General features: G+C 55.5%; 12 protein-coding genes and 1 other RNA gene. 2 read left to right on the top strand and 11 right to left on the bottom strand.

What is annotated here, in order from left to right; translation table 11 throughout:
* Window positions 1-225 precede the first annotated feature (225 nt).
* The 7 genes from KP003_RS05290 to smpB all read right to left on the bottom strand — a co-directional run bounded on the left by KP003_RS05290 (window position 226) and on the right by smpB (window position 8,641).
* Window positions 226-3,981: a hypothetical protein gene (locus KP003_RS05290; protein ID WP_217300442.1), complete on the bottom strand. Its 3,756-nt coding sequence runs from the start codon at window positions 3,979-3,981 to the stop codon at window positions 226-228.
* Window positions 3,982-4,052: 71 nt separating this feature from the next.
* Entirely contained in the window at window positions 4,053-4,442 is a 390-nt protein-coding gene (locus KP003_RS05285) for a GmrSD restriction endonuclease domain-containing protein (protein ID WP_217300441.1), read from the bottom strand.
* Window positions 4,443-4,508: 66 nt separating this feature from the next.
* Window positions 4,509-4,943 carry a hypothetical protein gene (locus KP003_RS05280; RefSeq protein WP_217300440.1) on the bottom strand — a complete coding sequence of 145 codons (435 nt, stop codon included), beginning with the start codon at window positions 4,941-4,943 and terminating at the stop codon, window positions 4,509-4,511.
* 278 nt (window positions 4,944-5,221) lie between these two features.
* The gene (locus KP003_RS05275) at window positions 5,222-6,598 is read right to left on the bottom strand and encodes a chloride channel protein (protein ID WP_217300439.1); all 1,377 of its coding nucleotides are present in this window, start codon (window positions 6,596-6,598) and stop codon (window positions 5,222-5,224) included.
* A gap of 103 nt (window positions 6,599-6,701) precedes the next feature.
* A complete protein-coding gene (locus KP003_RS05270) occupies window positions 6,702-6,941 on the bottom strand; it encodes a GIY-YIG nuclease family protein (RefSeq protein WP_216790914.1) in 240 nt (79 codons plus the stop codon).
* 855 nt (window positions 6,942-7,796) lie between these two features.
* Window positions 7,797-8,147, bottom strand: a transfer-messenger RNA (tmRNA) gene (gene ssrA, locus KP003_RS05265).
* Window positions 8,148-8,167: 20 nt separating this feature from the next.
* Window positions 8,168-8,641, bottom strand: a complete 474-nt coding sequence (gene smpB, locus KP003_RS05260; RefSeq protein WP_199391107.1) for an SsrA-binding protein SmpB — start codon at window positions 8,639-8,641, stop codon at window positions 8,168-8,170.
* Between the two features lie 299 nt (window positions 8,642-8,940).
* Between smpB and KP003_RS05255 the strand changes: the two genes are divergently transcribed.
* Together KP003_RS05255 and KP003_RS05250 are read left to right on the top strand one after the other, a co-directional pair.
* Entirely contained in the window at window positions 8,941-10,128 is a 1,188-nt protein-coding gene (locus tag KP003_RS05255; RefSeq protein ID WP_216790886.1) for a cache domain-containing protein, read from the top strand.
* An 85-nt stretch (window positions 10,129-10,213) separates the two neighbouring features.
* Complete coding sequence (locus KP003_RS05250) at window positions 10,214-12,601, top strand: ATP-binding protein (protein WP_217300438.1); 2,388 nt, start codon at window positions 10,214-10,216, stop codon at window positions 12,599-12,601.
* 33 nt (window positions 12,602-12,634) lie between these two features.
* Here the strand turns inward: KP003_RS05250 and KP003_RS05245 are convergent, their stop codons facing one another.
* From KP003_RS05245 to panB, 4 genes are all read right to left on the bottom strand, one after another.
* Window positions 12,635-13,876 carry an amidohydrolase family protein gene (locus tag KP003_RS05245; protein WP_216790882.1) on the bottom strand — a complete coding sequence of 414 codons (1,242 nt, stop codon included), beginning with the start codon at window positions 13,874-13,876 and terminating at the stop codon, window positions 12,635-12,637.
* A gap of 230 nt (window positions 13,877-14,106) precedes the next feature.
* Window positions 14,107-14,511 (bottom strand): aspartate 1-decarboxylase, encoded by a 405-nt coding sequence (gene panD, locus KP003_RS05240; protein ID WP_216498290.1) that lies wholly within the window; start codon window positions 14,509-14,511, stop codon window positions 14,107-14,109.
* Between the two features lie 4 nt (window positions 14,512-14,515).
* The gene (gene panC / locus KP003_RS05235; RefSeq protein ID WP_216498565.1) at window positions 14,516-15,355 is read right to left on the bottom strand and encodes a pantoate--beta-alanine ligase; all 840 of its coding nucleotides are present in this window, start codon (window positions 15,353-15,355) and stop codon (window positions 14,516-14,518) included.
* Window positions 15,352-16,155, bottom strand: a complete 804-nt coding sequence (gene panB, locus KP003_RS05230) for a 3-methyl-2-oxobutanoate hydroxymethyltransferase (protein ID WP_216498291.1) — start codon at window positions 16,153-16,155, stop codon at window positions 15,352-15,354. Before panB ends, panC begins: the two co-directional genes overlap by 4 nt.
* Between the last annotated feature and the right edge of the window lie 112 nt (window positions 16,156-16,267).

Below are 16,267 nucleotides of genomic sequence, written 5' to 3'. Positions count from 1 at the left end.
TTTTTCCACGCTGCGCGCTCTGCAGCGCGAAGGGTTTCCACCCGATGCAGGCAAGCTGAAGGCTACTAGTTTTATGTGGCGCAGAGGGGCTGCAGAACCAGTTGCAAGACCGGTAGTTGTCCAACCCGGGTATTGGGTGGCAAAGTCAGTACAGCACCAACAAGACTGGCCACCTGCAGACACTCAGGAAGTTCTAATAGTCACAGAGGTTACCCCATTGCGGGATCAGTAAATTCCCCAATCGCTCTCCTCATCTCGTAGCTTTTCTTTTTCTACCATTTTATCTAGGTAGTCAATTCTCCTACTTACCCAATCTCGTACCTTTTCTCGTGGATGAGATTTTACAGTTTCGAGAGCGGCTCGTTCCATTTCATAATGTGGAACTAGTGAACCTGTCCACCCAAAGGATCCCATATTCGCCGACAATGCAGACAGAACCTTGTCATCATCGCCAAAGTTGTCTAGCAGGTATTTTGTATTTGGTGTAATCAAATAATCCCCCTCACATTCCATGATTACCTCTGTTGCCATTGCAACAAACTCTGGGGCAATTTCGGGGCTACCATTACACCATTCTATTAACAAATCCTCGGGTAGTTCGGTAAGGATGCTGGACTCTTTTTCTTCAAAACGGTCGCCTCGCTCGAAAAGCTGCAGCAACTGATATCTCATCAACCTGTTGGCATTTTTTATCGCATCAGCCACAAGTGGCCACACCTCTCGCCCATAAAGCTGGAAGATTTTTCGCATCACAGGTTTTACATAATGCAGGAGATCGCCATAATCCATCTTTTCATTACAGCTATTCATAATCGCTTTTATTACAGACTTAGCAAATTCGTCTCCTTCAGTATTCAATAGATGATTGACCATTGTCTGCCAATGATGCATTTCTAGGCGAATCTGCCTATTCTTATTATTCAAGCTTAGATCTTTTGCGAATGTAGAAAATGTTTGTTTGCAATATCTCCACTTTTCCTTGTCGTTGAGACAATACATCGACAGAATGTCAAATGCCACCCATTTACTCTCATGTGATACAGCAGCAAGACTGAGAACAAATGAACAAACGGAATCATGAGTGAGATGCTCAAGCGGCCGTCCATAGCTGAAAATGTTAGCAGCTGCAGCGGGTATCTTCGAAGTAGCTATTAGCTCGACGACTTGAAGCAGTTGCTTTTCGTCTGCCTGACCTGACGTGAGCAGTTGTGGATAGAATTTTTTCCAGTTATCCATGTCGTACAACTTTTCAACAATAGCTTTCCACTCTTTTGCATCGTTTTGAAAAATACCAGTCAAAATTCCTTGCAATAGACTAAGGTTAGGTGTGCTTGCACTTTCTGTTGCCTGTATAACTTGAGTTAATACAGGCTCCCACCGGTTTGCTGCCTGGACCAGAGTCAGTCCGAAGAGGTAACTTTGCCTCTGTTCGCCAGTAACTAGATTGTCTATATGCGGAAGTAAGGTCACTAGTTCGCTAGCCAGCTCTACTGCAAGCCCTTTCGCATTTTCTGCCGCTACATCAACGTAATGACCATCTTCAAGTGCTTCGTGTTCAAAAGGTGCATTTGTTACGAGCAGACTCAACTTTTGGGCCAAATCGGAAGGGGTTAAAATACCTATCCACTCTTCTAGTTTTGCCTTTCCCTCAGCAGGCATCGTACCACCTTCATACCGCAAACTGTCTTTTATGTTTTCTAACGCTTGAGGCCAGACTGGCCCTTGAGCGGCTACAACTGTATTTATGGCAGTGTCGAGAATCGAAACTCTTCCGTTCATCATTAGTCCGCGGATGTTGTGAGCTATAGCATCTTTTGCTTCTGAAGCGAGTGATCCGCCTTCTTCGACAACTCTGCATAAACGTACCAGAGCTTGCTCCCAGTAGTTATAAACCTCGCCCCAGACTTTTGGCTTCCATTCTTTTAGAGGTTCTCCGCTGCCTTGATATTCAGCTCCTAACATCCGAGATCCACCATGTGTGTCGATTACCTTATCTAACGCTCCAATAGCCAGCCGCATGAAGACATCTTTGCCTGTCGAAAGAGCAAAATCAATAACTGATAGTCTTTGATCTGGATTAGCTTCAGTTCCCGACAAAAAAGACCTGAATAACTGTTTAAACAGTCCGGTGGCATTGTTGCTCCAACTTTCATTTTCTGCAGCTGCCAACAGAAGAAGTGAATGGGCTGATTCCTCGAAGCACGCTTCATGAAAGCACAGCTTTTCTAACGCCCATACCAGATTGCGACGAACATCACCGTCTATTGCTACCAATTCTTCTTCCGTCATGGTTTTAAGCGTTTCATGCAAAGCTTTACTAGTGGCCTCAGGGTTCACCTCCACAAAGGAGCGAAAGAGACGTGAACCCCGATCAGATAGGATCACTTCCGCTTGCCCAAAAGGGCTTTGTGAACCACAGAGTCCCTCCGTTAAGGCCTTTACCTCTGGAAGAAAATCCAGACGTGCTACCTGGTCACAAAAACTTTCAAGGAGAGAGCCAGGCATTTGAGAATTCACCAATGCCATTTGTCTTTCAGGTCGGGTTCTTCGCCACCATTCAGCTGCTAACCTTATTGCCAGAGGCTTTGGTACCAGCTTTGCGTATCGGCCCCTTCTATCGATAAGGCCGCGCTCCTCGAATCTTTTGATACAGTCAAAGAATTGGTCCAGGTCAACTTCTACAATGTTTTGGGCAATAAATTGAAATTCCGGGGAAGCCTCATCATCCAAGCCAAAACGATCGAACAATGCACAACCCTTTAGAATTCTTTCATCCCTATCGTTGTAATCTCGACCTCCCCACAACATTTTATGAGCTAGGTCATCGTCCGAAAGTCTCCCCATTTCCGGCTCTTGTTCTAGTCGTGCATCTGCTAGCAAGACTGCCATTTGAGGGAAGCCTTGAGCAAAACTAATTATTCGATCTAGGTCAGAAATTCGATCACCATAGACTGGCTCTAGCATCTGCTTAATGTGTTCATCTGACATCTGCTTGACTTGCACCACAGCAGTTTGATTGGCTCGATCAAAGTTATAATCAAGTGTGAGTAAACTTAATTTACTATCAGTCCTTTGAATTTCTCGTCTTAACTTTTCGTGCAAGGAAATATCACAGTTATCAACTACAACAATACCCTCAAGTCTGCACTGGACCCAATCTGTTACAAGGCCAAGAATTCCAGGGTTTGCGCCTGAATCTACGTAGACTACTCTTTCACTTAAATCATCATGCTCCTCGCAATTCCTGAATATTTCAAGTGCGAGTCGAGTCTTTCCTAGGCCAGAAAGTCCAATAATGCGTGCACATTTTGTCGGAATGGCAAGTAAGGTACGCAGGCTATTAATGTCCCTGCTGCGGTCCTCGTCCCCGACGAATGGAAAGCTTTGATACTCTCTATGCTTACTCCAATCCTCCCACGTTTTCAGGCCTCTTTCCAGTGGACGACCAACCCAGTTAAGAACTGCAACTATTGCGGCGATGTATTTATTGACCCAACCTGTAATTTTAGCGGCGTCATATATATCAATTGTAGCTGTATCAGCGTACGGCTTCGCTAAATGCCTCAATGTTTCTCTTATATTCTCAATTCTCATTTCTTTTTGCTGCTGATTAAGCTCAAAGTTATGGAATATTACATAGCTGGCTCCATTGCCAAGAGCATTTTCAACCATAGGCTTTATAGATCCATCAGGTCTTAAAATTTCTTTTCCGCATTCTGCCGGTGGCATGTAAGTCGCTTTATTTTGAAATTGGACGAAACAGGAGGGAAGAAAGTCGGTGTTTTGGGGATCGGCATTCCATCGAATTCGACCGTCTTCACCACCGTCTGCCACTGTTATGTTTAAAGCAACTTCAACAGCTCTCTCAGTAATGCCTGCCGCCCTCGCTTCGAGGTGAAGTAGCATCTTGAGCAGTCGTGTCAATTGTATGTCATTCAGGCTAACTATGTCAGTAGACTCAACATGGAAAAGTGTTGCCACAAAATCCTCCTAACGACCATATTGCAAAATGTCAAAAAAAGAGAACGTTGAATACGCAATTAAACAAAGTCTCAAGACGCCCGTGCGGTGTCTCCATCTTTTTCAAAGTCTATGAACAACAGTTCTGCTTTTTCTCTGTCGTTCTTAAATTTAAAACCCCACCTGTTCTCCATAAAGGTCAGTAACTTCATACCTCTTTCATATATCTCCTTCGGCCCCCACGTTGATTGCTGTGATACTTCAATCTCAGAATGAGATCCATCTGAGTACCCGTTTCTGGACTTCTGGCCTGCAGCATTAGTTTTCACTCTTTTCTTTTCAGAAAAGGTGTCGTTTTGCAGAGAAGAGTTGATAGCCATTGAAAGCAGCAACAGGTTGCCGAGGGTGGCAGTGTAGTTTTTGCGTTCCTCGGAGCTTATCCCTGCACTTCTAAACTCTTTAATCCAAGCTCGCAAGACCAAGGGGACACGTATAAGAATATAAGTTTCTTCCCCTGAGTACGACTCCCCGTCCTCATCTCTCGTCTGTTAAGGCACAGTCCACTCGAAGCTCTGCATCCAGTTCACGCCTCCGTCACCTCCGTCCGAACCGTTGTACTTGTAGGTGAACTTCAGCTGCATGCCTGGTTCCACAGGTATCGGTAGCTTCACGCTGAAGGGAAAGATCCCATCCTGTTTGACCTGGCGCGGGATGACGAAGCAGACGTTGCGCGCTCTTGTTTGGCCCGCTGCATCGACTGCCGCGACCCAGATCTCGATTCCTTCCATGAAGGCATAGCGGAGATTTTTCGCCACTCCCTCCACTACCGTTTCCATTCCCGCCTGCTTGATCTCCCACGCCAAGGTCATGTCGAACTGTGAATAGTGATACGGCAGGGACTTCAACCGTTCACTGTTCACATCGCTGTGCGTCGTGCAGCCGCTGCAAAAGATCGTCAACAGAAACAGCCAAAGTTTTCGCATTTACCAGTACCTCTATGGTCAGGGCGATATGATCGTACTCTTAGCGGACTTCGCCAGACTCTCTCAGCTGCATCTAGTTTCATCTTCTCTGCGCGCTTTAAACAGAGACCTTTAACCAATCGGAGAATTTAGCAGATTTCTAATGCACAAGCAATCAGGGATTTCAGATGTTTGTACTATTTCTGAGGGAGGGATCGTGGGTGTCAAGACAGGAATGGTGGGGATAAAACGCGGTGTGCAACCGATGGAAGTGATCTTGCCGGAAGGGGTAACGGCGGTCACCCCTTCCGATTCTTGCTGGCAAGGAACCGGTACAGCGGAACCGGCATGAAGATCTTCCCGATTCTGCGGGAAAGAAATGCCGCCAGCAGGAAAGGAATAATGAGGGTGTGCTCGTCGGTCATCTCCATGATGATGATCACTGCGGTGAGCGGTGCCTGGATGGCCCCGGAGAAGAAGCCGACCATGCCGAGAAGTCCGCAAACCTTGAAGTTCTGTAGGTGGAGTAGTTTTGCAACGGTGAATCCGAAACCGGCCCCGATGGAAAGGCAGGGAGAAAAGATGCCGCCGGCAATTCCGGAAAGGTAGGAAAGGACAGTGGTTGCGAACTTCGCTATCCCCAGTCCGGCGGGCCACTGTTCTATGGAGGAACTTTCGAGGAAACTACGGGTGACTTCGTAGCCCGATCCGGCCGAGGCGCCGTCGGTCAACAGGCCGATTGCAGCGCAGACAAAGCCGCAATAGAGCGCCCTCTTCCACGGCTGAGGAGGGAGGCCGAACACCTCCGGGAAGGCAAGCAGCCGGGCGAATGCGCCGCCCATGATCCCTCCGACAACTCCGAAGATGAGCGTTTCCGGAACCAGCAGGGTCGGCGTGAGCATGACTGCGGGATGACCGAAATAGAGGTAGTTCCCGGCTATGGCCATCGCCGCGATACCGGAAATGATGACGGCTAACATCACCATTTCCCGAAAACGCCCGAACGCCCCCTCGGTCACTTCCTCCAGCGCAAAAGCAATACCAGCGAGAGGCGCATTGAACGCCGCCGCGACTCCCGCCGCGGCACCTGCCGTCAGGAAGATCTGAAAATCGACTTGGGGGAGGACCTTCCGTGTCACCCGCCCGAAAAAAGCAAAGACAGAGGCTGAAATCTGAACCGTAGGGCCCTCGCGCCCGATCGAAGCTCCGGCAATGATGCCTACGCAACTTGATATCACCTTTACCACTGCCGTACGTAACGAGACCAGGGGGCTGTGCCACGGGGGTTCATGTTTGTCGTCACCGTGCGCCCGGTCTATGGCTTCCAGTACCTGGGGGATGCCGCTGCCGCGAGCCTCCGGTCCGAATTTCTGGACGATCAAGGTCGCAGCGACGAACAACAGCGGTGTGGCAGCGGTCATGAGATAGGAATGACCGTGAAATAAGGTGAAAAAGAAGGACTGCGAAGCGGAAATGAGACGTGCGAAAAGAACGGCAGCACATCCGACCAGAAGCGCAGCGGTCCAGATCGTGGCCTGCATGAAGCTTTTCTCGCGCAGCTTCCTCAGGTAGTGCAGGTAGCCCTTCGATTCAAGGGGCTCGTTCTCCCCTGCCCCGTCGTGTTCTTCTTTGTTCATCGTCGAAACCTTCTGAGTCAGAATGGTTTTAGCCTGCATGCAGCTCCTTCGGCGGTAAGTAGTGTCGCGACGCCGACGCGGCCGGATAGTGTTGCTTCTTTTGTTCAGAAAGTCAAGGGGGCCGGGAGGGGCGTCGCGGGAATCAGAAGTGCTTTTTCCTGAAGGCAAGGCCGGAGCAGGATTTCAGATACTTTTCGAAGGCTGCGGCTTTGGCTTCGTCGGCGAAGGCATGGTAGGTGATGATCTTCCAGGGGCGGTATTGGGAGGTGTGGGGGGATTGGCCGGCGTTGTGGGAGGAGAGTCTTGCGTTGACGTCGGTGGTGAGGCCGATGTAGTGCTGGTCGGGGTGGGGGATGCTTTGGAGGTAGTAGACGTATTTCATGGGGGGGGCCTCCACGCAGGGGGGATTAGGGAGATTTTATCTTAGATCTTTGGGGATGGCAATTCCACCTTCGTTAGACGCCTGGCGCAGCCAGGCAACTACGGTGAACTATAGTCAGGAAAAGACTACGGGCGTGGAGACACGCCCGAAGGTAATGGAGTTGGAAACCAGCGGAGGCCCACCTTCGTTAAACGCCTGGCACGGCCAGGCAACTACGGTGGACTTTAGACAGAAAGACTACGGGCGTAACATCACGCCCGGGTGTAATAAAAGACTGCAAAAGGTGGAGGCCCACCTTCGTTAAACGCCTGGCACGGCCAGGCAACTACGGTGGACTGTAGGCAGAAAGACGGCGGGCGTAACATCACGCCCGCGTGTAATAAAAGACTGCAAAAGGTCGGAGGCCCACCTTCGTTAAACGCCTGGCACGGCCAGGCAACTACGGTGGACTATAGGCAGAAAGACGGCGGGCGTAACATCACGCCCGCGTGTAATAAAAGACTGCAAAAGGTCGGAGGCCCACCTTCGTTAAACGCCTGGCACGGCCAGGCAACTACGGTGGACTATAGGCAGAAAGACGGCGGGCGTAACATCACGCCCGCGTGTAATAAAAGACTGCAAAAGGTCGGAGGCCCACCTTCGTTAAACGCCTGGCACGGCCAGGCAACTACGGTGGACTATAGGCAGAAAGACGGCGGGCGTAACATCACGCCCGCGTGTAATAAAAGACTGCAAAAGGTCGGAGGCCCACCTTCGTTAAACGCCTGGCACGGCCAGGCAACTACGGTGGTCAACCTCCGCAAAAGACAAGGCTCCGGTCGGCTCGTTAGAGCCAACCGGAGCCTTGGCGGAGGTTGGTGGAGGTGGCGGGAATCGAACCCGCGTCCGAGAATCGTACACATAAGGCGTCTACATGCTTATACCTGTTTTTACTTTAGCCGCTCGGGACTCCACAGGCCGGGATTCCCGATTGCCGATTCCGCTAAATTTCGCCGCAGGGCCACGGACTCTCCCTGAAACTATCCCACTGAATGACGTTCTATCCTCCCACGTGGGAGATGGTAGGTAGAACGTTAGCAGGTTATTAAGCTGCTAAAGCGTAATCGTAATTGTCGGCGCTTAATGCGTCCCGGATTGTTTAACGAGCCACCCGGACCTCGGCATGCAACCTTAGCTTCTTACCCCCGTCGAAACCTTTACACCCCCGTAAAACCTAAAATTTTAACTTAGTCCCTGTCCCTGGATCCTCGGTTTCTTTCTTTCAGCGCGACCACGACGTCGCGCCGCATGTCCTTCTCCTTCATGACTTCACGCTTGTCGTAGTTCTTCTTGCCCTTCGCCAGACCCAACTCGGTCTTTACTTTGCCATCTTTGAAATAAACTCTGAGCGGAATCAGCGTGTAGCCCTGCTCCCGAATCTTGGAAAAGAGCTTGACGATCTCTTTCTTGTGCAACAACAGCTTCCGCATACGGTCCGGATCGTGATTCTCACGGTTGCCGAAGTCATACGGGTTGATGTGGAAGTTGTGCAAAAAGGCTTCGCCGTTCTTCACCATGGCAAAGGAGTCGTTCAGGTTGGCCTTGCCGTTGCGCAGAGACTTAACTTCGGTCCCCTGCAACACCATGCCGGCCTCGTAACGCTCTTCGATGAAGTAATCATGGAAGGCCTTCTTGTTGTTGCAAATCAGCTTCTCACCCATAAGGGGACATCATATCAGATTACCCCGCAAATGGACAGGGGGAAAAACCGGTACAAAATCCGGGCGAGACACCCCCCTCCGGACCACGGCTTAGTGACAACAAGCAGACGTGAAGGTGAAGAATCCTACCCCTTCTGCAATGACAGTGACGGGAAGTGCTGTATAATCTGAGTCTGAATTCGGCATCAAAATTTAAACATCACTCACTGGGCAGATCCGGAATGAATAGACCACTACCAGCAGGCGAACCAGGACAAGAGAAGGACAGTTTCTTCAGTAGCCTCGTCGCCGGAATCATATTGGTCAATTTGTTTGTCTACCTCATCGTCGGAACCTCCCTCTACAACAGCCGCAAGCACTACGACAAGCTGGCTGAAGTCACTACTCAAAACCTCGCCAAGTCTCTCGAAGCCAACGTCTCCGACATCCTCGACAAGATGAACATCGTCCTTTTTTCCGTCGCCACCGAGACGGAAAGGCACCTCTCCTCGCGCCGCATCGACAAGGCGTCGTTGAGCTTGTTCGCCAGGGAGCAGATCCGGGTGCTGCCGGAACTGGATAGAATTGTCATCGCCGACAGTTCCGGAACGGTGCTTTGCGGCAGCGACAACACGGCGAACTCGGTTAACTTAAGCGATCGCCAGTATTTCAGCAGACTCAGAAGCGACCCCGACCTGCAACTCGTGGTGTCGAACCTGCTCAAGGGAAAAGTCACGGGCCAGTGGAGAGTCGCCGTCGCCAGACGCGTCAACAACCCCGACGGCACCTTCGCGGGCGCGGCGATAGGGACCTTCGACGTCACCTTCTTCGACAAACTTTTCTCTCACCTCGATATCGGCAAAAACGGCGCGGTCGGCATCAGGGACGCGGAGTTCAAACTGATCGCCCTGAACCCGAAGGGGAAAGAGGCCGCCAGCCAGATCGGCTCCGACGTGGTGTCGCAAAAGACGCGCGACATGGTTCGTGCGAATCCGGTCACCGCTACCTATAAGACCGTGTTCGCGCGGGACAACATGGAACGCATGGTCACCTTCCGCAAGGCTGCCAAATACCCCTATTACATCTTCGCCACCCTCTCACCCGTCGACTACATGACCTCCTGGCGCAAGGAAGCCGTCGGGGGGCTGGTACTGTTGCTGCTGTTCACCTCCATGACGCTGATTTCGGCGCGCTTTCTGTACAAGAGCAAGGTCAATGCCCTGCTCCACGCGGAGGCGAAGCGCTACGGCGACGAGATGAGACAACAAAACGAGGAACTGAACGCGGCAATCTCGAGGGTCAAACGCCTGGAAGGAATCATCTCCATCTGTTCCTACTGCAAGAAGATACGCACCGAGGAACAATCATGGGAACAGCTCGAAAAGTACTTCAGCGAGCATTCCGACGCCATGTTCAGCCATGGCATGTGCCCCGATTGCGCGGCAGAGCAGCAGAGGATCTTTCGCGAGGCGGCCTCTTCCAAAAAGGACCCCAACGATTATCACTAAACCTGTATCGGCAACCTGCCGAATTACTATCCTATAGCGGTGATCACTCGAAACAATACCGACTCAGACCAGGCGGTGCTACTAGATGCTTTCCCGACTCTTCACGACCCGACGATACGCGCTGGCAATAAGCTTCTTCTGGGTGCTCTTCATCGCCGTCTCGCTGGCTTGGTTCTACGTACAGTACAGAAACAACCTCTTTGAACTCGCCAAGGCGCAGGCCCGCATCGCCTTCGAGAAGGACCTCCTCTACCGCAAGTGGGCTTCCCAACGCGGCGGCGTCTACGTCCCCGTCACCCCCGCGACTCCGCCCAACCCGTACCTCTCCGACATCCCGGAGCGAGACATCAAGACCCCCTCGGGGAAGGAGCTCACCCTCATCAACCCCGCCTACATGACCCGTCAGGTCTTCGAACTGGCCGAGACCGAAAAACAGATCGCCAAGGGACACATAACCAGCCTGAACCCGATCAGGGGTGCAAACGCCCCCGACCCCTGGGAACGAAAGGCGCTGGAGGCCTTCGAAAAGGGGGAGCAGGAGGTGAGCGAGGTGGTCTCCGTCGAGGGGCACCGCTTCGTAAGGCTCATGCGGCCTTTCAAGGTGGAGAGTTCCTGCCTGAGATGCCATGCCTCGCAGGGCTACCGAAAGGGGGACATCCGCGGCGGCATCAGCGTGACCGTGCCGCTGGCCATCGTCTCGGCAGGCTCCAGCCGCATACTTGCCACTACCACGGCCACCCTCCTCTTGATGGGCATCGCGGGGGTCGGCCTGATCCTGGCCGGGGCCTCCCGGGTCTCGAAGGATTCGGCCCGGCTGGAGGAGAAGAACGCAGAACTGTTGCACGAGGTGACCGAGCGGGAGATCACCCAGGAACAGCTCAGGGAACAGACCGTCCTCCTGGAGGAGGAAGTGGCGGAACGCGAGGCGGCCCAGGAGGAGGCCGTGGCCAACCAGAGGAAGCTGCGGCTCATCATGGATTCCACCCATGCCGCCATCTACGGCATAGACACCACGGGCAGATGCACCTTCGCCAACAAGACCTGCCTTGAGCTCACCGGTTACAGCCTGGACGAGTTGATCGGCAGGAACATGCACGACACGATCCACCACACCCTCCCCGACGGGATGCCCGCGCCGGTGGCCAAATGCAAGATCTTCCGGGCCTACAGCGAAGGAGAAGGGTGCACCGTGCGCGACGAGGTGTTCTGGCGCAAGGACGGCACCTCCTTTCCGGTGGAATACTCCTCCTACCCGATCCTCAACGACGGGGTGATCGAAGGCGCCGTAATAAGCTTCCTCGACGTGTCCGAGCGCGTGAAACTGGAGGAGCAACTGCGTCAGGCGCAGAAGATGGAGGCCGTCGGGCAGTTGGCCGGAGGGGTGGCCCACGACTTCAACAACATCCTGCAGGTGATCAGCGGCTACGGGAGCATCCTGAAGCTGGATGAGAGGCTGGACGACCGGCAGCAGGAGGAAATCGACCATATCCTCTCCGCGGCAGAGAAGGCGGCACAACTCACCAGGGGGCTGCTCGCCTTCAGCCGCAAGCAGGTGATCACGCTCTCCCCCGTCAACCTGAACGACATCGTCGAGAACGTCCGGAAATTCCTGGCGCGGATCATAGGCGAGGACATCCACCTGAAGACGACCCCGAGCGAGGCCCCCCTGTACGTCATGGCCGACCTGGGACAGCTGGAGCAGGTCCTCTTCAACCTGGCTACCAACGCACGCGACGCCATGCCAAGAGGCGGGGTACTCGCCATCGAAACGGGGAGCCAGGTGGTGGAGTCACCGCTGGACCAGGAATCGGGCCTGATCAGGCCCGGCAGCTACGCGGTATTGACCGTCACCGATACCGGCTGCGGCATGAGCGCGGAGACCTGCAAGAGGATCTTCGAGCCGTTCTACACCACCAAGGAAATCAGCAAGGGAACGGGACTGGGCATGGCCATCGTCTATGGCATCGTCAAGCAGCATAACGGCTTCATCAACGTCTACAGCGAACCGGGACATGGCACCACCTTCAGAATCCATCTCCCCATCTACCATGCCGAACGGGTCATGGACGAGGAGAGCGCCAAGCAGGCCGCGCCGCCGCGGGGGGGGAGCGAGACCATACTGCTCGCCGAAGACGACGAGGGGGTACGAAACCTGGTCCTGTCCGTGCTGACACGCTTCGGGTACCGCGTGATCCAGGCGGTGGACGGCCAGGATGCGGTCGAGAAGTACAGCGCGCACCGGAACGAAATATCCATGATACTCATGGACCTGATCATGCCGCGCAAAAACGGCAAGGAAGCCTACGACGAGATAGCGCGGCTGGACCCTGAGGTAAAGGTGTTGTACGCCAGCGGCTACACGGCGGATTTCATCAAGAACCGCGGGGTGCCCGAGGAGGGGATCGACCTGATCATGAAGCCGATTCAGCCGATGGAGCTGTTGCGGACGGTACGGGAGGTCCTGGACGCATGAAAAGGCGCGGCGCCTCACCCCGCATGGAGTGCCTTACGGCCGCGCTGTTCCGGCGAGGTAAACCTGCTCCAGGCGCCCCCTGGCCAGGACGGTGGACTCGATCCCGGCGCCGGCGTCGTGGTTGCAGCCGCCGAGGACCTGGAAGTCGGCTCGTTTGCCGGCTTGCAGCGACCCGGTGTCGGCGTCGATACGCAGCGCCCGCGCCCCCCCAAGCGTTGCCATGGTGAGCAGCTCCTGGCAGCTGAAGACGCCGGGGGCAACCTGCTGGAGGAAGTTGATCTCGTCCCAAAGGGAGAGCGAATCGTTGCTGGCAAGCGAGTCCGTGCCGAGGGCCAGTTGCAGCCCGGATTCCTTCAAGAGCTTGTGCGGAGCGCAGCCGACGAAGAGACGGTCGTTGCTGCGCGGGCAAAGGACGACGCTTACCCCGCGCTCCTTGAGGATGGAGACGTCGTTCGGGGTGACGTGGACGGCGTGCACCGCCAGGGTCGCGGAATCCAGGACGCCCAGCTCGTCCAGGTAGCGCGTCGAGGTGGTGCGCATCGGGTGCGGCAGGTACTGCTCCCAATGCGCCATGGGGTAGAGCAGTTCGGCGATGGCGCCGCTGCTGTCGTGCATGAAGAGGGCTTCGTCGGCCGTCTCGGAGAGATGCACCGCCTTGGGCGCCGAGATTTTCTCGGAGAGGGCCTGCAGGCAGCGGAACAGCTTTCCGGAAACGGTGTGGGGGGTGTGCGGGGAGAGGCCCGGGAGGAGTCCCCCCTGCAACGTCTCGAGCGTCGCTTCAATCCGCGCCACCAGCGTGTCGCACAAAAGCGGGTCGTGGCCGATCGCTTCCAGGAAGAGCCTCCCGGTGAGCGGTGTGTCGCGGTACAGGGGAACGAGCGAGAGGTCGGAGAGGATGTCGCCCACGGCGGTGGTGCCGGATTCCAGGCAAAGCCGCATCCCTTCCCGGACCGAATGCTCCAGATCTCCCGGTTCCAGGGCCCGCTTTATCTTCACCACCTGCTGGATCCACTCGACGTAGCGCTTGGGGAGGTAGTCGAGCTCTTTGCGCAGCTTCCACGCGGGGAAGTGGGTGAGTTCGAGGTGGGTGTGGGCATTCACCAGGCCCGGCATGATCACGGACTCGTGCAGGTCGGTGACCGGAGCGGAAAACTGCGCACGGAGCTCGTGGACCTTGCCGACCGCGACGATGCGCCCGTCTTTCACGGCCAGGGCACCGCCCGCTATCGGCGGAGACGAAATCGGCAGCAGGTAGGAAGCGGCGTAGATTCTCATTCGGACCCCCCAAAAGCTCTTGCCACAGAGGACACAGAGGAACATGTGCCCCGTGAACTTGCAACAGAAGCAGTTTAACAGGTAGTGGGAGGTTAGGCGAGAGGGAGGTGCGCGAAGCAAATCCCAAATCCCCCCCGTCCCCCCTTCTCTTCTATTCCAGACCGGACCAATAAAAAGGACGCTGACGAATTACCTTCGTCAGCGTCCCTGTCGTTTCTTCAAAGCGGTTGCTAGTTCTTCCAGTGCACGCTCTTCAGGGTCGCCTGGCCTGCGGCCTCCTTGCGGGTGGGGAGCATCCTGTTTTTCTCGTCGACGAAGACCAGTTTCGGCTCGTGCGCGATCGCCTCGGCGTTTTCCATGTTGACGAAGCTCGCGATGATGACCAGGTCCTGCGGCGCCACCAGCCTCGCGGCCGCGCCGTTGATGCAGATCACGCCGGAACCGCGCTCACCCTCGATGGCGTAGGTCTCGAAACGGCTGCCGTTGGTGACGTCCCAGATGCAGACGGCCTCGTAGGGTATGATGTCGGCCGCTTCCATGAGGTCGAGATCGATGGTGATGCTCCCCTCGTAATGCAGGTCGGCACCGGTGACGGTGGCGCGGTGAATCTTGCTCTTCAGCATCTTCCTGTCCATATCCTTATTCCTCCCCTAGTACACAGTTGTCGATCAATCTTACCGGGCCGACCCGCACGGCCAGTGCGAGCAGCGTTCTCTCATCCGCTATCTGCAACGGGAGCAGGGTATCCTGATCCCTGAACTCCAGGTAATCGAGCTCCGCGGCGCTCTCGGCCTCGATGAGGGCGAGCGCCTTTTGCCGCAGGACCGCCACTGCGCGCTCGCCGCCCCGGAAGGCCTCGCGGGCGGCCGCGATGGAGCGGGAGAGGCAGAGGGCCTGCCGGCGCTGTTCCGGGTCGAGCCGCGCGTTGCGGGAACTGAGCGCCAGACCGTCGGCCTCGCGCACGATGGGCATCCCGACGATCTCGACGTCGAAGTTGAAGTCCTGCACCATGCGCCGGATCACGGCGAGCTGCTGGAAGTCCTTCTTGCCGAAGAGGGCGACGCTCGGCATCACGATGTTGAAGAGCTTGGCGACCACGGTGGTCACGCCGCGGAAATGGCCGGGACGGCTCGCGCCGCAAAGCTCGGTGGTGAGCCCCTCGACGTTCAGGTAGCTCTGGTAGCCGGCGGGGTACATGTCAGCGGCCTTGGGCGCGAAGATCACGTCCACCCCGGCTGCGGAGGCGACCTTCCGGTCGCGCTCGAAGTCGCGGGGGTAGCTGTCCAGGTCCTCGTTGACGCCGAACTGGGTCGGGTTCACGAAGATGCTGACCACGACGGTCTTGGCGCGCTTGCGCGCCTCCACCATGAGGGACGCGTGCCCCTCGTGCAGGTAGCCCATGGTGGGCACCAGGGCGATTTCGCCCCGCCTTTGCCGGGCAAACTGCTGCATCTCGGCGACGGATTCGATGATTATCATTTGAAACAATGCCTTTCTTCGGGAAATGCGCCGCCCTTGACGTCGGCGATGTAGTTGGCGACGGCCTCGCCGATGATCGGCGCGAGCTCGGCGTAGCGCTTGACGAACTTCGGGGAGTACTTGCTGCAAAGCCCCAGGATGTCGTGGATCACCAGCACCTGCCCGTCGCAATGGGGACCGGCACCGATACCGATGGTCGGTATGGTGAGTTCCTCGGTGATCCGCTTGGCAAGGGCCATCGGGATCCCCTCGAGGACCACGGCGAAGGCGCCTGCCGCCTCCACGGCGCGGGCGTCCTCGACCAGTTTCTCCGCCTGTGCGTCACCCTTCCCCTGCACCTTGTAGCCCCCCATGCGGTGCAGCGACTGCGGGGTGAGGCCGATGTGCCCCATCACGGGGATGTCCATGGCGGTGATGGCGGCGATGGTCTCGGCGACGTTGACGCCACCCTCGATCTTGACCGCGGCGGCACCGCCGTCCTTCACCAGCATCCCCGCGTTGAGGCGGGCGCTCTTCAGGTCGGTCTGGTAGGAGAGAAAGGGCATGTCGGCCACCACGAACGCCTTGGGGCGCGCCCGCATCACGGCTCTCGTATGGTAGACCATGTCCTCCATGGTGACCGGCAGGGTGTTGTCGTAACCCGCCACCACGACCCCGACCGAATCGCCGACCAGGATCATGTCGATGCCTGCGGCGTCGATGAGCCCGGTCATCGGGAAGTCGTAGCTGGTGAGGACCGTTATCTTTTCCCCTTCCGCCTTCATCCTGTGAAAGTCGAGAACGGTTTTGGTCTTTTGCATCGTTTATGCGGCTCCTGTGGTAATGGCGATCCGGGAAAAGCCGGGCGAATGGTTATTCGCCCCTACAGCGGGTCACTCGCCCTGGCCGGCATTTCCGTATACGGGTAAACAG

Origin of the sequence: Geomonas diazotrophica (assembly GCF_019063885.1) — a bacterium.
Classification (GTDB): domain Bacteria; phylum Desulfobacterota; class Desulfuromonadia; order Geobacterales; family Geobacteraceae; genus Geomonas; species Geomonas diazotrophica.
Note: the sequence above shows the minus strand (reverse complement) of the source record. Positions and strands in the feature narration are given on the sequence as shown.